This is a genomic window from Dyella sp. OK584 (genome assembly GCF_057787755.1).
The window spans coordinates 795,444-817,249 of the sequence record NZ_CM173542.1 but is presented as its reverse complement, the minus strand read 5'-3'; the positions used below and the strand labels follow the sequence as shown (position 1 = coordinate 817,249).

Annotated in this window: 20 protein-coding genes and 1 tRNA gene; 12 read left to right on the top strand and 9 right to left on the bottom strand. The window is 62.1% G+C overall.

All coding sequences use genetic code 11. The annotated features are described in order from the left end of the window. The first annotated feature begins 137 nt into the window (after window positions 1-137). Together AC3CBN_RS03640 and AC3CBN_RS03635 are read left to right on the top strand one after the other, a co-directional pair. The gene (locus AC3CBN_RS03640; protein WP_488635461.1) at window positions 138-2,036 is read left to right on the top strand and encodes a M61 family metallopeptidase; all 1,899 of its coding nucleotides are present in this window, start codon (window positions 138-140) and stop codon (window positions 2,034-2,036) included. A gap of 293 nt (window positions 2,037-2,329) precedes the next feature. Beyond that, window positions 2,330-2,406 (top strand) — tRNA-Arg (locus AC3CBN_RS03635). 53 nt (window positions 2,407-2,459) lie between these two features. Here AC3CBN_RS03635 and AC3CBN_RS03630 read toward each other — a convergent pair. Then, a complete protein-coding gene (locus AC3CBN_RS03630) occupies window positions 2,460-5,000 on the bottom strand; it encodes a TonB-dependent receptor (protein WP_488635460.1) in 2,541 nt (846 codons plus the stop codon). Between the two features lie 252 nt (window positions 5,001-5,252). Here AC3CBN_RS03630 and AC3CBN_RS03625 point away from each other — a divergent pair, with 252 nt between their 5' ends. Genes AC3CBN_RS03625 through AC3CBN_RS03610 form a run of 4 tightly spaced genes read left to right on the top strand, consistent with a single transcriptional unit; the run spans window position 5,253 to window position 7,338 of the window. Continuing rightward, window positions 5,253-5,678 carry a YeeE/YedE family protein gene (locus tag AC3CBN_RS03625; RefSeq protein ID WP_488635459.1) on the top strand — a complete coding sequence of 142 codons (426 nt, stop codon included), beginning with the start codon at window positions 5,253-5,255 and terminating at the stop codon, window positions 5,676-5,678. Continuing rightward, the gene (locus tag AC3CBN_RS03620; protein WP_488635458.1) at window positions 5,675-6,100 is read left to right on the top strand and encodes a DUF6691 family protein; all 426 of its coding nucleotides are present in this window, start codon (window positions 5,675-5,677) and stop codon (window positions 6,098-6,100) included. Before AC3CBN_RS03625 ends, AC3CBN_RS03620 begins: the two co-directional genes overlap by 4 nt. Window positions 6,101-6,110: 10 nt before the next feature. Further along, window positions 6,111-6,977: an MBL fold metallo-hydrolase gene (locus AC3CBN_RS03615; RefSeq protein ID WP_488635457.1), complete on the top strand. Its 867-nt coding sequence runs from the start codon at window positions 6,111-6,113 to the stop codon at window positions 6,975-6,977. Between the two features lie 25 nt (window positions 6,978-7,002). After that, a complete protein-coding gene (locus AC3CBN_RS03610; protein WP_488635456.1) occupies window positions 7,003-7,338 on the top strand; it encodes an ArsR/SmtB family transcription factor in 336 nt (111 codons plus the stop codon). 66 nt (window positions 7,339-7,404) lie between these two features. Here AC3CBN_RS03610 and AC3CBN_RS03605 read toward each other — a convergent pair whose 3' ends face one another. Further along, on the bottom strand, window positions 7,405-7,611 hold the full coding sequence (locus AC3CBN_RS03605; protein ID WP_488635455.1) for a CsbD family protein: 207 nt from the start codon (window positions 7,609-7,611) through the stop codon (window positions 7,405-7,407). 288 nt (window positions 7,612-7,899) lie between these two features. On the opposite strand from AC3CBN_RS03605, the gene AC3CBN_RS03600 reads away from it, so the two are divergent. Further along, window positions 7,900-8,451 carry an HdeD family acid-resistance protein gene (locus AC3CBN_RS03600; protein WP_488635454.1) on the top strand — a complete coding sequence of 184 codons (552 nt, stop codon included), beginning with the start codon at window positions 7,900-7,902 and terminating at the stop codon, window positions 8,449-8,451. Between the two features lie 82 nt (window positions 8,452-8,533). Here AC3CBN_RS03600 and AC3CBN_RS03595 read toward each other — a convergent pair whose 3' ends face one another. Next, the gene (locus AC3CBN_RS03595) at window positions 8,534-9,127 is read right to left on the bottom strand and encodes a hypothetical protein (protein ID WP_488635453.1); all 594 of its coding nucleotides are present in this window, start codon (window positions 9,125-9,127) and stop codon (window positions 8,534-8,536) included. A 159-nt stretch (window positions 9,128-9,286) separates the two neighbouring features. Next, window positions 9,287-10,111: an NADPH-dependent 7-cyano-7-deazaguanine reductase QueF gene (gene queF, locus AC3CBN_RS03590; RefSeq protein ID WP_488635452.1), complete on the bottom strand. Its 825-nt coding sequence runs from the start codon at window positions 10,109-10,111 to the stop codon at window positions 9,287-9,289. Between the two features lie 149 nt (window positions 10,112-10,260). On the opposite strand from queF, the gene AC3CBN_RS03585 reads away from it, so the two are divergent. Together AC3CBN_RS03585 and AC3CBN_RS03580 are read left to right on the top strand one after the other, a co-directional pair. Further along, window positions 10,261-12,228, top strand: a complete 1,968-nt coding sequence (locus tag AC3CBN_RS03585) for a M1 family metallopeptidase (RefSeq protein ID WP_488635451.1) — start codon at window positions 10,261-10,263, stop codon at window positions 12,226-12,228. Between the two features lie 177 nt (window positions 12,229-12,405). After that, window positions 12,406-14,610, top strand: coding sequence for a penicillin acylase family protein (locus AC3CBN_RS03580; RefSeq protein WP_488635450.1), 2,205 nt, complete (start codon window positions 12,406-12,408; stop codon window positions 14,608-14,610). A 106-nt stretch (window positions 14,611-14,716) separates the two neighbouring features. On the opposite strand, the gene AC3CBN_RS03575 is transcribed toward AC3CBN_RS03580, so the two are convergent. The 3 genes from AC3CBN_RS03575 to AC3CBN_RS03565 all read right to left on the bottom strand — a co-directional run bounded on the left by AC3CBN_RS03575 (window position 14,717) and on the right by AC3CBN_RS03565 (window position 16,126). Beyond that, the gene (locus AC3CBN_RS03575; protein ID WP_488635449.1) at window positions 14,717-14,968 is read right to left on the bottom strand and encodes a hypothetical protein; all 252 of its coding nucleotides are present in this window, start codon (window positions 14,966-14,968) and stop codon (window positions 14,717-14,719) included. 75 nt (window positions 14,969-15,043) lie between these two features. Further along, window positions 15,044-15,553: a peptide-methionine (S)-S-oxide reductase MsrA gene (gene msrA, locus AC3CBN_RS03570; protein WP_488635448.1), complete on the bottom strand. Its 510-nt coding sequence runs from the start codon at window positions 15,551-15,553 to the stop codon at window positions 15,044-15,046. A 126-nt stretch (window positions 15,554-15,679) separates the two neighbouring features. After that, window positions 15,680-16,126, bottom strand: coding sequence for an Ohr family peroxiredoxin (locus tag AC3CBN_RS03565; protein ID WP_488635447.1), 447 nt, complete (start codon window positions 16,124-16,126; stop codon window positions 15,680-15,682). 433 nt (window positions 16,127-16,559) lie between these two features. Between AC3CBN_RS03565 and AC3CBN_RS03560 the strand changes: the two genes are divergently transcribed. The 3 genes from AC3CBN_RS03560 to AC3CBN_RS03550 all read left to right on the top strand — a co-directional run bounded on the left by AC3CBN_RS03560 (window position 16,560) and on the right by AC3CBN_RS03550 (window position 19,010). Further along, window positions 16,560-17,000 carry a MarR family winged helix-turn-helix transcriptional regulator gene (locus AC3CBN_RS03560; RefSeq protein ID WP_488635446.1) on the top strand — a complete coding sequence of 147 codons (441 nt, stop codon included), beginning with the start codon at window positions 16,560-16,562 and terminating at the stop codon, window positions 16,998-17,000. A gap of 195 nt (window positions 17,001-17,195) precedes the next feature. Then, the gene (locus tag AC3CBN_RS03555) at window positions 17,196-18,038 is read left to right on the top strand and encodes a class I SAM-dependent methyltransferase (protein WP_488635445.1); all 843 of its coding nucleotides are present in this window, start codon (window positions 17,196-17,198) and stop codon (window positions 18,036-18,038) included. Between the two features lie 357 nt (window positions 18,039-18,395). Continuing rightward, window positions 18,396-19,010, top strand: a complete 615-nt coding sequence (locus tag AC3CBN_RS03550; protein WP_488635444.1) for a hypothetical protein — start codon at window positions 18,396-18,398, stop codon at window positions 19,008-19,010. Window positions 19,011-19,213: 203 nt separating this feature from the next. Here the strand turns inward: AC3CBN_RS03550 and AC3CBN_RS03545 are convergent, their stop codons facing one another. Together AC3CBN_RS03545 and AC3CBN_RS03540 are read right to left on the bottom strand one after the other, a co-directional pair. After that, window positions 19,214-20,605, bottom strand: a complete 1,392-nt coding sequence (locus tag AC3CBN_RS03545; RefSeq protein ID WP_488635443.1) for a sensor histidine kinase — start codon at window positions 20,603-20,605, stop codon at window positions 19,214-19,216. Further along, window positions 20,602-21,267: a response regulator gene (locus AC3CBN_RS03540; protein WP_488635442.1), complete on the bottom strand. Its 666-nt coding sequence runs from the start codon at window positions 21,265-21,267 to the stop codon at window positions 20,602-20,604. The genes AC3CBN_RS03545 and AC3CBN_RS03540 overlap by 4 nt, the downstream gene beginning before the upstream one ends. Window positions 21,268-21,806 lie beyond the last annotated feature (539 nt).

Here is a 21,806-nt window from a genome sequence, read left to right as displayed (position 1 = left end):
CTTCGCGGGACGGGCGAGGTTCAGACACGCCATGACCTATGGCAGGGGGTGAGACGCGCACTCGCACACTAGCATCAGAGGTTCATTTTCCATGCAGCTCCAGGTTGTGCTGCGTGGATTTTCCACAGGAGAGCCTCTTGAAAGTCACGCGTCTCGCATCCGCCATCCTCGCTTCTGCCTTTGGCTTGAGCAGTTTCACCGTACTGGCCGATGTGCCTGCACCGCAGGACACGCCGTTCGATGGCACGTTGAAAATCAACGTCGATGCCACCGATATCGCGCATCGCGTGTTTCGCGTGCACGAGGTGGTGCCGGCGCAGCCCGGTCCGCTGACGCTGCTGTATCCGCAGTGGCTGCCGGGCAACCATTCGCCGACGGGTTCGATCGACAAGCTCGCGGGCCTGGTGGTAAAGGCGAACGGTCAGACGCTGGCGTGGAAGCGTGATCCGCTCAATGTGTTCGCGTTCCATGTGGATGTGCCGCAGGGAGCCAGCCATGTGGAAGTGGAGTTCCAGTTCCTCTCCGCGCAGGACACGCGCCAAGGCCGCGTGGTAATGACGCCGGAGATGCTCAACCTGCAGTGGAACTCGGTGTCGCTGTATCCGGCCGGTTACTTCGCCAGCCGCATCAAGGCCGAAACCAGCGTGACCTTCCCGGCCGGCTGGCAGTACGGCAGCGCGCTGGAACTGGCCTCGCGCGACGGCGATACCGTGCACTTCAAGCCGATCGACTATGACGACCTCGTCGATTCGCCGATCTATGCCGGCAAGTACTTCAAGCGCGTGGACCTGGACCCGGGTGCGAAGACGCCGGTGTTTATCAACATCGTTGCTGATGACGCGAAGTACCTGGAGATCAAGCCCGAGCAGCTGAAGGTGCACCTGAATCTGGTGCAGCAGATGTACAAGCTGTATGGCGCGCATCACTACGACCACTACGACTTCCTGTTTTCGCTCAGCGACAAGATGTCGGGCAATGGCCTGGAGCATCATCGTTCCAGCGAGAACGGCGTGGGCAGCGGTTATTTCACCGAGTGGGACAAGAACGTGATCATGCGCGACCTGCTGCCGCATGAGTTCAATCACTCCTGGGACGGCAAGTACCGTCGCGGCGCAGACCTGTCCACGCCCAACTTCAACGTGCCCATGCAGAACAGCCTGCTGTGGGTCTATGAAGGCCAGACCCAGTTCTGGGGCTACGTGATGGCCGCGCGCTCGGGCCTGTGGAAGCAGGACGAGGCGCTGGACATGCTGGCCAATGTCGCCGCCACCTACGACAAGGGCCGCCCGGGCCTGCAGCAGTGGCGCAACATCCAGGACACCACCAACGATCCGATCATCGCGATGCGCCGCCCGCTGGCGTATCGCAACTTCCAGATGAGCGAGGATTACTACTCCGGCGGGCAGATGATCTGGCTGGACGTCGACGGCAAGTTGCGTGACCTCACCGGCAACAAGCATTCCATCGACGATTTCGCCAAGGCGTTCTTCGGCATGAAGAACGGCGAATGGGACGTCAACACCTACACTTTCGATGAGGTGGTGAAGACGCTCAACACCATCGCGCCGTTCGATTGGGCTCCGTATCTGCGCGAGCGTTTGGACGGCCATGGTCCGTTGCTCGGCGGCTTCGAGGCGAATGGCTGGAAGCTGGTCTACAACGACAAGCCCTCGGCCGTGACCAAGGCCGTGGAGGCGCGCCTGGGCGGCGCCAATCTCACGTACTCGCTCGGCGTGTCGCTGGGCAAGGGTGGTGACGTCACCGATGTGCTGTGGGACGGCCCCGCCTTCAAGTCTGGTTTGTCACCAGGCATGAAGATCATCGCGGTGAACGGCAAGGAATATTCCAGCGATGCCGTCAAGGACGCCGTCACCGCAGCTGCGAAGGACAAGGGCCAGTCGGTCGAACTGCTGGTGAAGAACTTCGACGAGTACAAGACGCTGCGCATCGACTATCACGATGGCCTGAAGTACCCGCACCTGGAGCGCGTTGCTGGCAAGCCGGATCGTTTGTCGGATCTGCTTAAGGCACGTTGATACGCGTCTACTCTTTACCCTCTCCCCTCCGGGGAGAGGGTAGGGTGAGGGGTCAATCTTGCGATAGCGCCAGATTGAAACCGGCTCTGTAGAAGCCCTCCCGCAAGCCCCCACCCTTTACCACCTTTAGGTGGCTCATCCCGCCCTTCTCTCCCACAGGGACTACCTTCGGGTCGCCCGGAGGGGAGAAGGAGAAGTGCTGGGGCCCGCGTGGGCTCGTGCCCCCAACTCCGCTATACTGCGCGTCCGCCGTGCGTCGCTGGTTTTGCCTCGACACACGTGCCGACGCTCATGCGCCCGTAGCTCAGCCGGATAGAGTAGTGGCTTCCGAAGCCATTGGTCGGGGGTTCGAATCCCTCCGGGCGCGCCAGTTGTGACCGAACCCTTCCCGGCATCGCCGGGAAGGGTTCTTCATTTGCAGCGTCAGAACTTCACGCGAAACTCCGCGCCGTACATGCGCGGCGGAGTGATGTACGCATACGGCGTACCCAGCACCGACTGCGAGATGGTGCCCAGGCCCGACACGTACTGCTTGTCGAACAGATTGTTGACGTACAACGCCACGCCCCAGCGATCGCCCGGCGCAGACCAGTCGAGGCGAAGGTCGGTGCGCTCTTGTGCCTTGTTGAGGCTGAAGTTGGTCGGCAGCGAGCACTTGCCCTGGTACACCGAAGCGTCGTTGCAGCGCAAGGGACCACGGAAGCCGTAGTTCGCGTTGAAGGTCAGGTTGCCGTTGGCCACGTCGTGCCAGGTGTAGCCGCCGCTTACCGAGTAGGACACCTTCGGTTCGCTCACTGGCTGGCCGGAGACGTCGGTGTAGACGATCTGGTTGGTGTTGCTCAGGCCGGTCGGCACCTTCGCCGAGGTGTACGTCGAATCGATGTAGCCGCCGTTGAAAGCCAGGCGCAGGTCGTCGATCGGCACCCACTCCACCTGCAGGTCCAGACCCTTCGCTTCCTGGTTGGTGTTGCTGACCTGGTACTCCGGCACGTTGAAGCCAGCCGTCGTTGGAATCACCGTCAGCGTCTGCACGTTGTCGTAGCGGTAGTAATAGATCGAACCGTTCACCATCAGGTTCCGCTCGGGGAACGTGGCCTTGAAGCCGGTCTCCAGGTTCCACACGCGCTCGGGCGCGAATTCCGCACCGGGTTCGGTGCCGTCGTAGCCGCCGGCCTTGTAGCCCTTGGCCAGCGAGGCGTAGCCCATCACGTCCGGCGAGAACTTGTACGACAGCACCAGGCGCGGGCTGGTGTCGTTCCAGCTGGCGTTTTTCTGCACGCGCTCATTCACCGAGGTCGCAAAGATCTGGTTCTGCTGCAGCAAGGTCACCAGCTGCGCACCGGTGACCTTGCCGCCGGTGAGGACCGACACGAGATCGAGCAGGCCCGCCTGCTGCATCTGCGCCAGCGTGTTGTCGAGCTCGGGCGCCGAGCGTGTCGGCGTGTACCAGCTGAACTCCTTCTTGTCGCGCGTAAAGCGCAGGCCAGTGGTGAGGTCCCACTTGTCGTTGAGATGCCAGATCACGTCGCCGTATGCAGCGCCGGCGCTGAAGCGACCGTTGTTGGTGACTGTCTCGGTCCACGGATCGCCCAGCAGACGGTAAGGCAGGCCGAACGACTGCAACACCGAGTCGAAGTAACCGAAGATGGTGCCGGTGGGTGTGTACTGCATGCCCACGCCGGTGTTGAGCGCGAGCGTGTCGTAGGTGTCGGTGTTCACACGGGCCAGGTTGGTCTGGTTGGCGTGTTCCTGGTAGTAGCTTGCGCCGGCCACCCAGTCCATCAGGTCGGTGTTGCCGGTGAACTTGAACTCCTGGTACCAGGTGTGGCCGTCGCCGATCACGCCGGTGTTGAGGTACTCGGGAATTTGCTGCAGGCCGGTGCCGTTCTCGACATGGGACATGTCGTAGCCGGTCCAGTTGGTGGTCGAGGTGAAGCTGCCCCAGCGGAAGTTGTGGTCGACGGTGAGCGTCCAGTCGTTGTAGTTGCGCTCCTCGCGGCCATCCGTGGCGCTGTTGTAGAACGGCGCGTGGATCGGGTCGTAGAAGGTCGACGGGTTGGCCGGGAACGGCGCTCGCGCATACAGGTCGCTGGCGGGCAGCGGCACCAGGCCCACGTCCATGCGCGAGGGCTGCTTCACGCGGTCGTGGTCATAGGCCAGCTTCACCTGCGTGTCGTCGGTGATGTTCCAGCGGTACACCACGCGCGCGCCCCACTCGTCGTCCTTGCCGTAGTGCTGGCCGGTGGCCGCGTCCTGCTTCCAGCCGTCGCTCTGGTTGTCCACCACGCTCACGCGAAGGGCCATGTCCTTGTTGAGGGGTATGTTCACCAGGGCGTCGCCGTAGCGCTTGCCGTAGTTGCCCACGCGCACGCGCGCGTTGCCCTCGAAGCGGTCGACGGGATCGTTGGTGATGATGGAGATCGCGCCCGCCGCGGTGTTGCGGCCAAACAACGTGCCCTGCGGCCCCTTCAGCACTTCCACGCGCGCGATGTCGTTGAACGCCATCAGCGAGCCGCCGCTGCGTGTCTGATAGATGCCGTTGATGTACACGCCCACGGCGGAGTCGGTGCCAATGCCGAAGTCGTTGGTCTCGATGCCGCGCAGCCGGTAGGTAGGCTGCGTCGCATCGGTGTTGTCCACCACCAGGCCGGGCACGAACAGGTTCATGTGGCTGAGGTCAGTGGCGGCAACCGCATCGAGCTGCTTGGCCGTGACGATGTTCATCGCGATCGGCACATCCTGCATTTCCTGCGTGCGGCTTTGCGCCGTCACCGTGATCTGTTCGAGCTTGGTGGCGGTGGCCGAAGAGGGTTTCTGCCCCGATGACTTCGTGTCGGGGTTGGCCGGCTTCGTACTGGAAGCGGGCGCATCCTGTGCGGTTGCCGTGCTGGCGGTGGCGCCCAGCGCGCCGACAAAAAGCGCGCAGGCAATGCCCGAGGCAAGCCCTCTCTTGCGGATAAGCATAGGTTTGAAGTTCCCCAATGGTTGATGCGAGCAGGACGCGTCGCCATCGCAATGCCGGGTTCCCCTCCGCCGGCGATGTCGATACGCTCCCGCATGTTCACTTGCTTGCCTCTCGCATGTATAGATGCGGCGCAGCATGGCGCTTTCCACTCGCAAGGCGTTGCTTGCGGCTCCGGCACGAACGCGTTGAATTCGGCGTGGTCCGGGCATATATTAGAAATATCGAATATATGCATATAGGGCAGCGAAACGATGCATCCCTGGATTCTTTCAACCATCGGCGGCGTCTTGATCGGTCTCTCGGCAGTGCTGCTGATGGGTGCGCTGGGCCGTATCGCCGGGATCAGCGGCATCGCCAGCGGTCTGCTCACTGGTGCGAGCGATCGCCTTTGGCGCGTGGTGTTTGTGGCTGGGTTGATAGCGGCGCCGTTGTTGCTGCTGGTATGGCGCGGTGACAGCGGCATCGGCGTGCCGCAGGTGTCGTGGCCGTGGATGGCGGCGGCCGGTCTGTTGGTGGGGTTTGGCACACGCTTGGGCGGTGGTTGCACCAGCGGGCATGGTGTTTGCGGCGTCGCTCGCCTGTCGCCGCGCTCGCTGCTGGCGACGATGGTGTTCGTGGTCGTGGGCATGGCCACTGTGTTCGTGATTCGTCATCTGTTGGGAGGACCCGCCGCATGAAGCTCTTGACGGCGTTGCTGGCTGGCCTGCTGTTCGGGCTTGGCCTGAGTCTCGGCGGCACGACGCAGCCTGCGGTCGTGCTCGGATTCCTCGACCTGTTTGGCGCCTGGAATCCGCGCCTGATATTTGTGATGGCCGCTGCCGTGCTGACCACGGCCATCGGCTATCGCCTGGTATGGCGTGACAGCCGGCCATGGTTCGAATCGGGCTTCAGCCTGCCGGCCAGGCAGCGCATCGACGTTCGACTGATCGTCGGCGCGACCTTGTTCGGCGCGGGTTGGGGCATGGCTGGTTACTGCCCAGGGCCGGCGCTGGCGTCGCTGGGTGGTGGCCTGGCGTCGGTGTGGCTGCTGGTGGCGACGATGGCGCTAGGCTGGTGGCTTGCAGCGAAGCTGCCGGTGCGTTCCAACGACTCGAAGTGAGATGGCACACATGAGTCGACCTGATGTGAAGGCATTCTTCGACGAGTCGACCAACACCTTCAGCTATGTCGTGTGGGATCCGGCCACGCAAAAGGCCGCGGTGATCGATAGCGTGCTCGACTACGATGCCGCTTCAGGCAGGACGCGTCACGACTCGGCGGATGCGATCGTCGATTTCGTGAAGGCGCAGGCGCTGACGGTGGATTGGATCATCGACACCCACGTGCACGCCGACCATCTCTCCGCCGCGCCGTATGTGAAGTCACGCCTGGGCGGCAAGCTCGCCATTGGCGAGCACATCTGCGAGGTGCAGGAAACCTTTGGAAAGCTGTTCAATGCCGACACCGGTTTCCAGCGCGATGGCAGCCAGTTTGATCACCTGTTCAAGGATGGCGAGCGCTATCGTCTTGGCGAGATCGAGGCCGTGGCGATGCACACGCCCGGCCACACGCCAGCTTGCATGACGCACGTGATCGGCGATGCCGCATTCGTGGGCGACACGCTTTTCATGCCCGACTACGGCACGGCACGTTGCGATTTTCCCGGTGGCGATGCACGTGTGCTCTATCGTTCGATCCAGCGCATCTTCGCGCTGCCCGAAACGACGCGCGTGTTCCTCTGTCATGACTACAAGGCGCCGGGTCGCGATACGTACGCATATGAAACCACGGTGGGCGCCGAGCGTGGCGCCAATATCCACGTGCACGACGGCGTCGATGAGCAGGCTTTCGTGGACATGCGCACCACGCGTGACGCGACCCTGGCCGTGCCGCGCCTGTTGTTGCCTGCGGTGCAGGTGAATATCCGCGCCGGCCAGCTACCACTGGTTGAGGACAACGGGATCAGCTACCTGAAGATTCCGCTCAACGCGCTATGACTTTCACCTTGTCATGAACCGCCCCATGAAATCTCTCGCACCGCGCAGTCGCAAGCCCGTCTTTTCCGCCGACGCGATGCTCCGCCATGCGGACGAAGCGGTGGCCGTGCTCAAGGCCATGGGCAGTCAGAATCGGCTGATGCTCTTGTGCCAGCTGCTGGATGGCGAGCGCTCGGTCAGCGATCTGGCCGACGCGCTGGGGCTCGCGCAAAGCGTCGTGTCACAGCACTTGTCGCTGCTGCGACGCGACGGACTGGTGGCGGGCCGCCGCGAAGGGCAGTCGATCTACTACGCCATCAGCGACGAGCGCGTGCACGCGTTGATGGCCAGATTATTCGAGTTGTTCTGCGTCGACGACTGACAGGGCACACATCACCACGACCCTCTCCCCCGAAGGGGAGAGGGAAGGCGAAACGTGTTGTTGCGTCTAGTGAAGGCGCATTTCTTTCTCGAAGGCCTTGACTTGTTTGTCGGCCTCATCGCGTGCCATGCCATAGCGCTCTTGCAGCTTGCCGGAAAGGTATTCCGAGTTGCCTTCGGCTACTTTCAGGTCGTCATCGGTGAGCTTGCCCCAATGCTGTTTGATCTGGCCGCTGAGTTGTTTCCACTGACCCTGGATGGTGTCTTGATTCATCTCGATTCCTCGCTGGGAGTGTGGGGATGCAATGCGCATTGCGGGGAAGATTCGAACAGCGACGCAGTTAAGTGCACGTGCCCTGCATGTTGCGAGTGGTCGTCGCGGTTCATCGGCGTATGAGGTTTCCCCGATACGACGTTCGCGTCGCGTCGACATCAATGATGCGTCGATGCGTCTCGGCTCGGCGGGCGATGCCTGGAACCGCGTAGCGCGCCGCTCAAGCCGAAGGGTTCACTGGCAGCGGGCCAGTTCGGTCCGCCTCTCAACGGCATGGAGGGTCACGTTATGGGTACAGTTCTGCGGCACGGGGTTGCTCGCACGGGTTGGCTGCTGGTGATCTACGGCATCATCTCGGTGCTGTTTGGCATCAGCGCACTGCTATGGCCTGGCAGCACGGTCGTGGCATTGGCGTGGGCGTTCGGCATCATGGCGCTGGCCGAAGGCATCGCGAGCGCGTTTGCATTGTTCAACCGCGACGTAGCGATTTCGCGCGGCTGGCTGGGTCTGTATGCGTTGGCATCGATCATCTTTGGCCTGCTGGCCATCTGGCATCCGTTGGCGGTAGCCAATGTGCTGTTGCTGTTCCTTGCCGCGTGGCTGATCGTGGCAGGCGTCTATCGCATCGTGTTTGCTGTTCGTGTGCGCAAGGAGATCGAGGGTGAATGGATGATCGCGTTGAGCGGCGTTTTGGCCATCGTGCTTGGCGTACTGTTCATGGCGTATCCAGTAGCCGGCCTGCTGACAGTGGCGATCTGGATCGGCGCGGCCGCATTGATCTATGGCGTGCTTCAGCTCATTGCCGGCGTGCGGCTGCATCGCCGGAGGTCGTCGTTCTGACACACGGGTTCATCGATGTCATGCAAGGAAAAGGCGCCCTAGGGCGCCTTTTCCATTGATGCTGTAGCTGTGAACGTACGCGTCAGCTGCGTACCTCGAAGTTCTCGCTGGCGACGGCTTGGCCATTCAACGAGATCACCACTTTGTATTTGCCTTGCGGCCATGCGTTCGGATTTTGCACCTGGAACGTGGTGGTGGCGGGACCTTCAGTGGAGATGGATTCGGTCGTGCTGCTGAAGGGCTGCTCCTTGCCGTCCACATAACTCCACTTCGCGTTGAGCTCGGCACTGTCGCTGTTGCCCACAGTGGCGACGCTGGCGTAGATGGCCTTCTCCTGTGGCCCAAAGCTGCGCTGTTCCTTGCTGATGGCATGAGAGGCGTCGACCGCGCTGCCGATGGTCACCGTGGCGACCTTGATGTCATTGGCTGGCTTGAGGCTGGCCGACTTGCCGGAGGTGCTTGCCGGCGCCGGCGCGGTGCTGGCAGGGGCTGGCGTGCTCGCAGGCGGCGCCATCTTCGTGCCGGATGGCGCCGGCGCGACAGGGGCTGGCGCGCTGGTGGCCGGCGTGGCCGCCGGTGTGTTGGATTCCTGCTCGTTCTTGCCGCACGCGCTGAGCATCAGCAGGCCGGCAAGGGTCGCGCAGTACAGAGCGGTGTTGCGTGCCTGAATCTTCATGACTGACCCCGTGGCTGGTGGCGGAACACACACCCGGCCGGCCATGCCGTTATGCCGGGCGCCTGGACGGAAACAGGCTAGTCCCACGGGACTGAAGCGCCGATTACCAAGCGTCTCAATCTCGACATAACTTTAACGGCCAGTACGCGATTCAACGCTTTACTGCCGGGCTCCACGCGGATTTTCCGGCATTTCCGTGCCCGTGCTGCGGTACGGGTTGATATCCAGGCCGCCGCGCCGCGTATAGCGCGCGTACACGCTCAGGCGCTCGGGCCGGCAGCGCTGCATCACGTCCACGAAGATGCGCTCCACGCACTGCTCGTGAAATTCGTTGTGATTACGGAACGACACCAGGTAGCGCAGCAGGCCGGCGCGGTCGATCCGCTCACCGCGATAGCGGATCTGCACGGTGCCCCAGTCCGGCTGCCCGGTGACGGGGCAGTTGGAGCGCAGCAGGTTCGACACCAGCGCTTCCTCGACCACAGGCTGGGCGGCATCGGCGTGCAGATAGTCCGCGCGCGGCGGGCCATAGTCGTCGATGTCCAGCAGCTGGTTGTCGATCAGTTCGCCTTCCAGATCAGTGAAGGCGTGCCCGCGGGCGCTCGCGTTGCTCAGCACTACGTCGACCGGCGCACCGGCGGCGGCGGAAAGATCGCGCACCAGTATCGCCATCAGCGCGTCGGCATCGGCCATGCGCTCCTGCGAGAAGCCGTTGAGATAGAGCTTGAACGACTTCGACTCGATGATGTTGGGCGAATCAACGGGCACGCGGAACTCGGCCAGTGCCACCACGGGCTTGCCGCGAATGTCGAGCCACGACAGCTCATAGGCGTTCCAGACATCCACGCCGTGGAACGGTAGCGGCTGGGACACGCCAATTTCTTCGCGCTTGCCGCTGCGCGGAATGGGAAACAGCAGGCTGGGGTCGTAACGATCGGCGTAGACCGTGGTCTTGCCGAGCGGGGAATGTTCGGGGGTACTCATCTTCGTATTGTACCGCCCGTCGCCCAGAGGCTTCGCATGAAGCTGCGATGGCAGTCCTGCCGACCATGACGATTGACCCGGTTCAGGCGCCCCGGCCCCTCCCTATAGTGTCCGGTGGTGGCCCTGGGGACCTAAAGGAAAATACCTGCATGAAGAATCTCGTCCTGGCCCGCTGCGTCGCGGTGGGCCTGCTCGTGACCGGTGCGCTGAGCGCGCCCGCTTTCGCCGACGGCACGGACGCCGGATTCGACCCACAGGCACTGTTCGCGCCGCTCTCGCTGCCCGATGCACCCAACGCCTTCCGCGACGGCGCCGGCAAGCCCGGTCCGCAGTTCTGGCAGAACCGCGTGGATTACGCCATCCAGGCTGAGATCGACCCGGCCACGCATTCGCTGCGTGGCGACGAGACCATCACCTATACCAACCGCAGCCCCGACGCGCTCGACGTGCTGTGGGTGCAGCTGGACCAGAATGCCTACCGGCGCGATTCGCGCGGCTCGCTCACTTCACCACGCATCCGTAAGGACTTCACCGACGGCTATCGGCTCGACGGAGTGGAGGTCGACGGCAAGCCGGTGCATTTCCTGGTGGATGACACGCGCTTGCGCGTGGACCTGCCGCAGGCGCTGGCTGGCGGCGGCAAGCAGCTGAAGCTGCGCATTCGCTATCACTACACCGTGCCCGGCCCGTGGGGCGGCCGCACCGCGGTGACGCCGACGAAGAACGGCGACATCTACGAGATCGCCCAGTGGTTCCCGCGCATGGCGGTGTATGACGACCTGCGCGGGTGGGACACGTTGCCCTATCTTGGCTCGGAGTTCTATCTCGAATACGGCGACATCGATTATGCGGTGACGGTGCCGTGGAACTACCTGGTGGCAGGCTCGGGCGAGTTGACCAACCCCAATGACGTGCTCACCGCCACGCAGCGCCAGCGACTGGCACAGGCCGCGCAGAGTGACAGCACCGTGCTGATCCGCACGCCGCAGGAGGTCAACGATCCGTCCAGCCGTCCAAAACAAAGCGGCACACAGACCTGGCGTTTCCACATGGATCACACGCGCGACGTGGCCTTCGCCGCGTCACCCGCGTTCGTGTGGGACGCCGCGCGCATCAACCTGCCCGACGGCAAGCATTCGCTGGCGATGTCGGTGTATCCGGTGGAAGCGGTAGGCAAAAACAAGTGGGATCGCTCCACCGAATACCTGAAGGGCGCCGTCGAGCACTTCTCGTCCAAGTGGTATCCGTACCCCTGGCCTGTGGCAGTGAACCTCGCGGGCCACGGCGCCGGCATGGAGTATCCGGGCATTGTGTTCGACGGCATCGAGGACAGCGGCCCGATGCTGTTCTGGATCAGCGCGCACGAGATCGGCCACACCTGGTTCCCGATGATCGTGGGCTCCAACGAACGCCGAAACGCATTCATGGACGAAGGCTTCAACACCTTCATCGACGTGTACGCCTCCGACGCCTTCAACAAGGGCGAATACGCGCCCAAGCGCGACAGCGAGTACGCGCCCAAGGGCGGCAACCCGGTGGACGAGATTCTGCCGGTATTGGCGGATGCGAACGCGCCGACGCTGATGGCGCCGTCCGATTCGGTCTCCGAGACGTACCGCCATTCGGTGAGCTACTTCAAAGGCGCGCTGGGACTGGTGCTGCTGCGCGAGCAGATTCTCGGTCCCGACCGGTTTGATCCTGCCTTCCGCAAGTACATCGCTACCTGGGCCTATCACCATCCGACGCCCTCGGATTTCTTCCGCTTCATGAGCAGTGAAGCGGGCGAGGATCTGTCGTGGTGGTGGCGCGGCTGGTACCTCAACAACTGGCAGCTGGACATGGCCATCACCGGCGCCACGTATGTGGACAACGACCCGGCCAAGGGTGTGCTGGTGACGCTCGCCAGCAAGCAGAAGCTGGTGATGCCCGCGACGCTGCGCATCGACTTCGCCGATGGCAGCCACCAGGACGTGCGCGTGCCGGTGGAAGCATGGCGCCAGAGTGCGACGCCAAAGCTTGCGGTGCATACAACGCAGCGCATTGCAAAGATCACGCTCGATCCGGAACACAAGCTGCCGGATGCGGATCGCGGCAACGACAGTCTGAAGATGCCGTGATGTTGTCAGGACCGCATCGAACTCCATGTCCGTCATCCCAGCGAAAGCTGGGATCCAGTGTCTTCAGCACTCCGCAAAGGCACTGGATCCCGGCTTTCGCCGGGATGACGCCTTCTTTGGCGGGGTAAGACGGACCTCGCCGCCAAACTTAATGCCAAACCAAGACAGAACGACGTGATGATCAAGACCTTCCATGCTCGTCCACGCACCCGCGCGCTGTCGCTGGCCATGCTGCTCGCCTTGGGGCTGGTGTCCACGGCGCAGGCCAGCACGTCCGACGAAACTCGCTGGCAGCAAGAAGCCAGGGCCGTGACCATCACACGGGACGACTGGGGCATTGCCCATGTGCACGGCAAGACCGATGCCGATGCGGTGTTTGGCATGGCCTACACGCAGGCCGAGGACGACTTCAATCGCGTCGAAACCAACTACCTCAATTCACTGGGGCGCCTGGCCGAAGCCGAAGGCGAGTCGGCGATCTGGTCTGACTTGAGGCAGAAGTTGATCGTCGATCCGGTGGAGCTGAAGCGGCTCTACGCGAAAAGCCCCAGCTGGCTGCAGGCGCTGATGAACGCCTGGGCCGACGGCCTCAACTACTACCTCGCCACGCATCCGGGCGTGCATCCTCGTGTCATCACGCATTTCGAGCCATGGATGGCGCTGAGCTTCAGCGAAGGCAGCATTGGTGGCGACATCGAGCGTATCTCGCTGAAGGACCTGCAAGCGTTCTACGGCAAGGTTGGCGAGACGGTCGCCTTTGTCGACACACCGTCGAGCTGGGTGGAGCCCACCGGTTCCAATGGCATTGCCATCGCGCCGAAGCTGAGCGCGGACGGCCATGCGTTGCTGCTGATCAATCCGCACACCTCGTTCTTCTTCCGCTCCGAGCTGCAGATGAGCAGTGATGCGGGTCTCGATGCCTACGGTGCGGTGACCTGGGGCCAGTTCTTCATCTATCAGGGTTTCAACCACCACATCGGCTGGATGCACACCTCGACCACCGCCGATGTCGTCGACGAATTCGCCGAGACCATCGAGCACAAGGACGGCAAGCCGTTCTATCGCTACGGCAAGGAGCTGCGCCCGGTGACGACGCGACAGCTCAGCGTGCCGTATCGCGGCAAGGACGGCGCCATGGTCGAGCGTACGTTCACTGTCTACGACACGCATCACGGCCCGGTCGTGCGCGAAAAGGCCGGCAAGTGGATCACCACTGCGCTGATGAACAAGCCAATGGAAGCGCTGGAGCAGAGTTGGCTGCGTACCAAGGCAAGTGACTTCGCCAGCTTCATGAAGGTCGCCGAGCTCAAGGCCAACTCATCGAACAACACCATTTTTGCGGATGACAAGGGCGAGATCGCGTATCTGCACCCGCAGTTCATTCCCAAGCGCGACAACCGCTTCGACTACACCAAACCCGTTGATGGTAGTGACCCGTCCACCGATTGGCAGGGGCTGCTGCCACTCACCGATGCGCCGCACCTGCTCAATCCGGCCAATGGCTGGATCATGAACACCAACAACTGGCCGTACTCCGCCGCGGGCGCGTACAGCCCAAAGCGTGAGGACTATCCACGCTACATGGATAGCGTGGGCGAGAATCCACGTGGCATTCACGCAACCATGGTGTTGAGCGACAAGAACGACTTCACCATGGCGTCGTTGATCACCGCCGCATTCGACTCGTATCTGCCGGCCTTCGCGCGACAGATTCCCATCCTCGTCGCCGACTACGACGCGCTGCCTGCCAACGATCCGCTCAGGAAGAAACTGGCGGGCCAGATCGCCTTGCTGCGCCACTGGGATTACCGCTGGGGTATCGCCTCGATGCCGACCTCACTTGCGGTGTTCTGGGGCGACATCCTGTGGGACAAGGTCGATAAGTCCGATGCAGCCGAAGGTCTTTCGGTCTACGACATCATGGCCGAAAAGGCCGGACCCAAAGCGCGTCTCGGTGCCCTGGTCGAAGCCTCCGATCGACTGCAGAAAGACTTCGGTAGCTGGGGTGTGCCGTGGGGTGAGGTGAACCGGTATCAGCGCATCAACGGCGATATCGAGCAGCCGTTCAACGACAGCAAACCCAGCATCCCGGTGCCGTTTACCTCGTCACGCTGGGGTTCGCTCGCCTCATTCGGCGCGCATCGTTGGCCGGGCACCAGCCGCTACTACGGCACGGGCGGCAACAGCTTCGTTGCGGTGGTGGAGTTCGGCGACAAGGTGCGCGCACGCGCCATCACCGCGGGCGGCGAAAGCGGCCACCCGGATTCACCGCACTTCAACGACGAAGCCGAGCGCTACACCACGGGCAATCTGCGCAAGGTGTATTTCTGGCCGGAAGATCTGAAGGGGCATACGGAGCGCGTTTACCATCCGGGAACCTGATTCGCTGCGGATGGCCGTCTCGCCTCCCCACACCAGGAGAGCGGGACGACCTGCACCGACGGGCGCCCTGGCGGCTGTGCCTCGAATCGTCTTCGTATGAAACGCCTCAGTAGTCGGACAGGCGTTCGGCGTCGACTTCCAGGAGTTGATCCAGGCGCAAGGTTTCGCCGGTGCCCATCGCGAGGTAGTCGGCACCGCGTCGGGCATACACATCCGTAATGACCGTAGCGCGGTGCTGTACGAGTCCCTCGGTGTCACGGAAGCTGATCTGCGCCCGCTTGTGCGTTGTTGCGAGCGTCTCGAGCAGGTCGTGAAATTCGCAGCTGATCGGAACGTAAGGGGATGGAGGGGTAGCCATGGTGTTACCTGTTGCCGTGGGGGCGTGGCTTATTGCAGTGGCCAGGGAGTTACCACGGACGTGGACCGAACCACGTCATGCGCCTCGCCTGGGCAGCTTCCAGTCCGGTCGGATGAAGTGGCACGTATATCCATGGGGATAGCGTTCCAGATAATCCTGATGTTCCGACTCGGCCTCCCAGAACGGACCCGCGGGGGCGATTTCGGTAACGACTTTCCCGGGCCAGAGGCCTGACGCGTCGGCGTCGGCTACGGCGTCCTCGGCGGCATGTTTCTGCTGATCGTCGAGATGAAAGATGGCCGAGCGGTAGCTCATGCCTACATCGTTCCCCTGACGGTTTTTAGTCGTCGGGTCGTGGATCTGGAAGAAAAACTCGAGGATCTGGCGATAGCTGAGCTGACTCGGATCGAACACGATCTCGATCGCTTCCGCATGGGTGCCGTGGTTGTGATAAGTGGCCTTGGCCACATCACCACCCGTGTAACCCACGCGCGTGGACAGCACACCCGGATAACGCCGCAGCAGATCCTGCATACCCCAGAAGCAGCCGCCAGCCAGGATGGCTGTTTCGGTTTTTGTCGTCATGTGTTTGTCCTTCGCATAGATGAAAGTAGAGCCCAGTCAGGCAGGCCAACGATCGGTGGCGTCGCGATGAAGAAGCCCAGACCGATTCGACGCATATTGCTATGGTCGAAACGGCCTGGTGGTGCTTCACGCCGTGATGACGTTCATGGCAACTTCGATGTTGCCATGCGTCGCCTTCGAGTATGGGCAGATCTGATGGCCCGAGTGCGCGATCGCCTCGGCAACATCCTGTGGCAGGCCCGGCAGCCGGACGGTGAACTGGGCGCCGAGGAACCAGCCAGGACCGGTCTGGCCGACATCTACCTGGATATCCACGGAAAAGTCGACCGGCAGCGTAACCTTCTTCAGGGAGGCGGCGATCCCCAGCGCGGTGATGTAACAGGCCGACCAGGCGCCCGCAAACAACTGCTCAGCGGTCGGATGCGGCTCGGCAGCAATAAAATCATGATTTTCACCGCCAGGCGCCGACGTCTTGATGTCCACGACGCCGTGGTCGCCACGCTGGGCCTTGGGGTCGTGGTTGACCATGGTGTGGGCCTTGCCCGTGAAGATGACTTTTTCAATCTTGGTCATAACAAATTCCTCATCGTCTGATGGGTTTCATGTACATCGCTATCGATTAAATCGTATGCGCTGTATTTAAGCCGAATTGACGTGAAGAAGGCGTCAAGGGGATCGGTATTTTTGGTTCTTGCTTCATTGCCGCGTGCGCTTAAATCGCATGCGATCTATTAATCATCCGCCGGATCGGGATCGATGTCAAGCGGCGTACTTCAGGGTGCTTCGATACTGTGCCGGCAGACGCAAGCTGGACGCCTATCGCTCCAGGACGCCATGGCGCCACGACGCCGCGCGCGCTTGAATCGGCAAGCCGGGTAGCAGAGCCACCATGCCACGCACCTGCAAGACTTTGCGTCAAGATGTTGTGGCGCTACCGATTAGCTCGCATGCGATGTATAATCGCGAGGTCAACGGACACGGGTCCGACTCCATTTGAGAGAAACACATGAAAACGAACCTGAAGCTGACCGAATTCCTGTGTTTTGCGGTCTACTCGACGAATCTGGCGTTCGGCAAGGTGTACCGGCCCATTCTCGAGGAGCTCGGGCTCACCTATACCCAGTACGTCACCATCGTCGCGCTGTGGGAAGAAGACGATCAGACGGTGAGTGGCCTCGGCGAGAAACTCTTTCTCGAATCGAACACGCTCACGCCCATCCTCAAAAAGCTTGAAGCGATGGGCTACGTTGAGCGCACGCGCGACCCGGCTGATGAGCGCCAGGTGAGGGTTCGCCTGACAAAGAGCGGCAAGCGCCTGCGCGAGAAGGCTATGAGCATTAATCTCGATGGGGCCTGTGCGCTCACACCCAAAGACTTCTCAAGGTTGCAAAAAGAAGTCGTCACACTGCGCAACAATCTCCTCAAGGCTCTCGATAGCGGGGAATGACTGCATGTGTGCTCGATCGATGATCCAGAGAAACTTATGATCGCGCAGATCCCTTAAAGAGATCGCAGTCACGCCCGCTTTCGACACGGCACGGTTATTTCGTTTCAACGGATTCGAGAGGCGACACCCTAAGGCGTAATCTCAGCCCCGATCGCCCAGAAAGCTTCATACGTACATTCCAGGAGACTATCCACCGTGTCGCATTATTCAGGCGCCCTGCTCACGCGCCCCATTGCCAATGCGCTGCTGGCTGCACGCGATGCCGGTGAGAGCGAATGGATCGGTTCGCTGGATCTGGGCCATTCAAGCGGCAACGTGCTGTTGCAGCCGGATGCTTGGGAATGGAAGGGGCAGCGTTACCCGTATCCGCACAAGCTCAAAGACCGCACGATCTATTACTGGGATGGCGACGAGTTCGCGCCGGTGTCACGCTTTTCCGGCTCGTTGATCAAGCTGGTGCCCACCGAGTGGGGCGCACCCACCTTCGAGATCGACGGCATCAAGATGCTGCCCACCGCGAAAGAATCGCCGTTCGAGGATGCGCGCCGCAAAGTGGCGCTGGTTGAGCCACGCGGCAAGGTACTGCTCGATACCTGCGGTGGTTTGGGTTACTTCGCTGCCTGCTGTCTGGAGGCTGGCGTGGCCCGCATCCACTCGTTCGAAAAGAACGCCGATGTGTTGTGGTTGCGCACGCTCAACCCATGGTCTCCGGACCCGGACGAGCCCGCCAATGGTGGTCGCCTGCAACTCACCCATGCCGATGTGTCACAGGCAATGGCGCAAATTGCCGACGCCTCGATGGACGCGCTGCTGCACGATCCGCCACGCTTCGGCATTGCTGGCGAGCTCTATTCACAGGCGTTCTACGATCAACTCGCGCGCGTGCTCCGCCGTGGCGGGCGGTTGTTCCACTACACCGGCAGTCCCAACAAGCTCACCAGCGATCGCGATGTTCCGCGTGAAGTGGCAAAGCGTCTGGAAAAGGCGGGCTTCAAGGCGCAGCTGGCGCTGGACGGAGTGTTGGCGACACGGCGCTAATCGCCACTATGAAAACGACGCATCGTGTTGTGCACCATGCGTCGGCCTTCCGGAATGTCTGCCTTTGACCGAGGTCGGGCATATGGCTCTCTCTGCCATCCCAGCATGGAAGTGAGCGCCGATGGCGGAGCACGGAATCAAGGCAACTGAAAATCGCGACGGGTCGGCAGGCGGTGTAAGGTAACGAAGCAGGGTGACGAAAACCTTGGCATCTTCTCTCGGGGCGCCGCCGGCGGTATATGTCGAAGAGGCGCTATCCGGGCGACTGAGCTGCCATCCTCGTTGTGGATCCTTGCAACGAATCGGGTCGTAGAGGAAATTGCAGCATCCGTGGCGAGCAGGAACGCCATCGGGGAAATGATCTGGTTCACCCGCACGGTCGCCTTCGGCGAAAGTTTCATCGGCATTTGCACGCGCACGATTACCCGCGCCACTCGGTCCGGCACGGGCATGGGAGATGTTCGGCTTTTCTACCCAAAGAAGGAGCAGGTCATGAGTAACGGTCTCGCAGTGCTCACCGCGTTCCACACCATCCTGAGTTTCCTGGCGCTTCTGTCGGGTGCCGTCGTGATCTACGGTTCGATCACCGCCAGATCGAGCGAAAAATGGATTTTGTTCTTTCTCATCACCGCTGTCGCAACCAGCGCCACGGGGTTCCTCTTTCCCTTCAATGGCGTGACGCCGGCCATCATCGTTGGGGTCGTCGCCCTATTGGTACTCATCGCGGCGTTTCTGACCCTGTCCTCGCGACACCGCTCCGGCATGGGCTCTGCCATCTTCTTCGTTAGCGTGGTCGTCAGCGAATACCTTCTGGCGTTCGTGGCGGTGGCTCAGGCGTTTGGAAAAATTCCGGTCTTGCATGAGGCGGCGCCCACCTTGAAGGAACCCCCCTTTGGGGTCGCGCAGGCCGTCGTATTCGTCGCGTTCGTGTTGCTGGCCGTTGCTGTCCTGCGGCGGCGAAATCAGACCTGAGTACCCTGGGTATGGCTTCGCCCATCCAGGTACGCTGATGTCGGTGGTTAGTTCGAAAGAAGCCGGGCCATGAATTTCGGAGTGTCCGCTTTTCACCGCGAAAGCGGACTTTCCACAAGACGATAAGGGGATCTGGTGCCGTCAGGGTCTTGTCGAAAACGCGGACCGGGCTTCGCTGATAGACAATGCCGCCCAGACTGTCTCTAGGGGCACAGTAACGGTATCGACACTCGCACCCGCAGGCCTCGACCAAAGGGCGAGTCGAGCAGTTCGATGGACGCGCGATGCAGGCCTGCGGCACGCGCCACGATGGAGAGGCCCAGGCCGTAGCCTTCGCCACGGCTCGCAGCCTCACGATGAAAGCGTTCGAACACAGCGTTCCGCCGCTCCGGTGGAATGCCCGGACCATTATCGATCACTTCCAGCGTTGCTTCCTGGGCATTCTGCACAATGGCAAGTTGAATCTGGCCGCCGGCAGGTACGTAGCGCAGCGAGTTCTCCAGCAGGTTGCGCAGGAGCGCCGCAAGCGCCGGCTGGTAGCCCTGCACGAGCACGGGTTCACGCCGCTGGCTGAAACCCAGGTCCACGCCACGACCACTGATGATCGGTGCCAGCTCCTCCACCACGCCGCCGGCCAGTTCGACCAGATCGACCGTCACGGGCCGGCTCGACGCTGCACCGGCCTCCAGCTTGGCCAATGAAAGCAGCTGTTCGATACGTCGCGCGAGCGTGGCAACGCTGTGCTGTGCGCCGGAGAGACTGTCATGGATCTCGTCCGGTTCCAGGGTCGCCATGGCGCTTTCAAGATTGAGCATGATCGACGCCAATGGCGTGCGCAGCTCATGCGCGACATCTGCGCTGAATCGTCGCTCGCGTTCCAGTGCGTCTTCCTGGCGGGCCAGCTGCTCGTTGAGCGCGGCCAGCACAGGGCGCAGTTCGCGTGGCGCATCAGGCAGCGCAATGCGCTCGCGGCTGCCCGGCTCGCGTGAGGACAAGGCAGTTGTCAGTGCCGCCAGCGGACGCAAGCCGCGCGCCACCGCCCAACCGACCAGCAACGCCAACACCGGCAGTCCAAGCAGGAAGGGCAGGCCGTGATCCAGCCATAGCGCATGCACGATTTCCTCGCGGCTGTCGTAACGGTCAGCCACGCGGATGATGAAGTTGCTGGCCGGGTCGACGTAGTTGAAGGTACGCCACACGTGATGCTGCTTCTTCAGGTCGTGATACGCGGATCGATCATCTGGTGTGGCCGGCAGCGTCATCAGGTTCACCGTGCCAAGCACCAGCTTGCCTTGCCGATCGAATACCTGGAAACCCACCTCCGATTCGTTGGTGGCGATCTCGCCGGCCAGGCGTAGCTCGCTCTTCTTGCGCACCGGCACCAGCATGCCTTCGCGGCCGACGAACGTGTCGATACCGGCCTGTCGAATGATGGTCGCGATGGTGTGGGCGGCCTCTGCGAGACGCGCATCCGACAGCTGGCCCATCTCCTCGGTAGTTCGCCGGAAACTGAAGAGCGCCAACGGCAGAAGGAACAGCACCAGCATGGCTATGATCATCCAGCGCAGCCGGCCACGCAGGCTGTTGGGCTTCACCGCGGCTCCCGCGGAACCATGTAGCCGAATGCGCGCACGTTCTGGATCGTCTCAAAGCTCAGCTTGCGGCGCAGCGAATGCACCAGCACGTCCAGCGCGCCGTCGGTAACTACCTTCTCGCTGCCATAAAGCGAACTTTCCAACGTGTCGCGCCTCACCAGCCGGCCAGCGCGTTCCATCAGGGTTTGCAGCAGTGTAAGTTCGCGCCGGGTGAGGTCCACCTTGTTGCCGCGAAACGTGACCTCCAGCGTCGCCAGGTCAAGGCATAGCGCGCCTGCTTCGATGCGATTGCCAGCCAGGCCCTGCATGCGTCGCGTGAGCGAACGGATGCGTGCGCCGAGTTCATCGAGATGAAACGGCTTGGTGAGATAGTCGTCCGCACCGGCGTCCAGCCCGTGCACGCGAGCCTGCACCGCATCGCGCGCGGTGAGGATCAGCACTGGCGTGCGGATGTTGTTGCGGCGCGCCTCAAGCAGCACGTCGAGGCCATCCTTGCCGGGCAGGCCCAGGTCCAGCAGCACCAGGTCGGCGTTTTGCTCCTGCATCGCCGCCACTGCCTCGGCGCCGTCGGTAAGCCAGGTCACCGTGTACGACAGGCGGTCAAGCGCTCGCTGGATCGCCGCGCCCAACTGCAGATCGTCTTCCACCAGGATGATGTGCACCGTGCCTCTCCTCGAAAACGATGGCGGGCAGCACCATCGCAGTCCGCCGCATCGATTGTCTTGCCGTTTTGTTACGGTCCGGGGTGCGAGGGGGCGCTTCCAGTTGATGTGTTTCCGTGCCGGCGGGGAGTTGAGCTTTGTGTGGGCATGCAGGTTGATCGCGGTGCTCGGGGTAGGGTCGCCAGCTTGTTGCCAGCGCGACGGGCGTTTCGACCGCCTGCCGGCGGCCGAGTCACTTTTCTTTGCTGGCCCAAAGCAATGGCCTTCAAGAGCTGGCAGTGGAGCGATGAATAAAGGCTCTGGGGTCGGAGGCAAGCCGAGAGCGACGGCACGCCGCCTACAGCCAGTGGCTACGCCGCGGAGCGTTGAAACGCCGAGGAGTTAAAGCGTTGGCGTGGCGTGCATGCTTTAAGCCCTCGCGGCTACGACGCCCCGCGGTGTGGCCGCGGTGTATCGCCATGGGCAGCTAGCAACTCGTTTGCAAGCGGCCAGTTGGTTTGCGAACCGGGGACATTCGGTCTGCGTAGTGCGGATTCCGG

Excerpts from the sequence above, each read along its gene's own strand:
- AC3CBN_RS03605 (WP_488635455.1), bottom strand. The coding sequence starts at position 7,611 with ATGAATCAAGACACCATCCAGGGTCAGTGGAAACAACTCAGCGGCCAG.
- AC3CBN_RS03610 (WP_488635456.1), top strand. The coding sequence starts at position 7,003 with ATGAAATCTCTCGCACCGCGCAGTCGCAAGCCCGTCTTTTCCGCCGAC.
- AC3CBN_RS03595 (WP_488635453.1), bottom strand. The coding sequence starts at position 9,127 with ATGAAGATTCAGGCACGCAACACCGCTCTGTACTGCGCGACCCTTGCC.
- AC3CBN_RS03620 (WP_488635458.1), top strand. The coding sequence starts at position 5,675 with ATGAAGCTCTTGACGGCGTTGCTGGCTGGCCTGCTGTTCGGGCTTGGC.
- AC3CBN_RS03550 (WP_488635444.1), top strand. The coding sequence starts at position 18,396 with ATGATCTGGTTCACCCGCACGGTCGCCTTCGGCGAAAGTTTCATCGGC.
- queF (WP_488635452.1), bottom strand. The coding sequence starts at position 10,111 with ATGAGTACCCCCGAACATTCCCCGCTCGGCAAGACCACGGTCTACGCC.
- AC3CBN_RS03560 (WP_488635446.1), top strand. The coding sequence starts at position 16,560 with ATGAAAACGAACCTGAAGCTGACCGAATTCCTGTGTTTTGCGGTCTAC.
- msrA (WP_488635448.1), bottom strand. The coding sequence starts at position 15,553 with ATGACGACAAAAACCGAAACAGCCATCCTGGCTGGCGGCTGCTTCTGG.
- AC3CBN_RS03600 (WP_488635454.1), top strand. The coding sequence starts at position 7,900 with ATGGGTACAGTTCTGCGGCACGGGGTTGCTCGCACGGGTTGGCTGCTG.
- AC3CBN_RS03615 (WP_488635457.1), top strand. The coding sequence starts at position 6,111 with ATGAGTCGACCTGATGTGAAGGCATTCTTCGACGAGTCGACCAACACC.
- AC3CBN_RS03580 (WP_488635450.1), top strand. The coding sequence starts at position 12,406 with ATGATCAAGACCTTCCATGCTCGTCCACGCACCCGCGCGCTGTCGCTG.
- AC3CBN_RS03565 (WP_488635447.1), bottom strand. The coding sequence starts at position 16,126 with ATGACCAAGATTGAAAAAGTCATCTTCACGGGCAAGGCCCACACCATG.
- AC3CBN_RS03625 (WP_488635459.1), top strand. The coding sequence starts at position 5,253 with ATGCATCCCTGGATTCTTTCAACCATCGGCGGCGTCTTGATCGGTCTC.
- AC3CBN_RS03575 (WP_488635449.1), bottom strand. The coding sequence starts at position 14,968 with ATGGCTACCCCTCCATCCCCTTACGTTCCGATCAGCTGCGAATTTCAC.
- AC3CBN_RS03630 (WP_488635460.1), bottom strand. The coding sequence starts at position 5,000 with ATGCTTATCCGCAAGAGAGGGCTTGCCTCGGGCATTGCCTGCGCGCTT.
- AC3CBN_RS03585 (WP_488635451.1), top strand. The coding sequence starts at position 10,261 with ATGAAGAATCTCGTCCTGGCCCGCTGCGTCGCGGTGGGCCTGCTCGTG.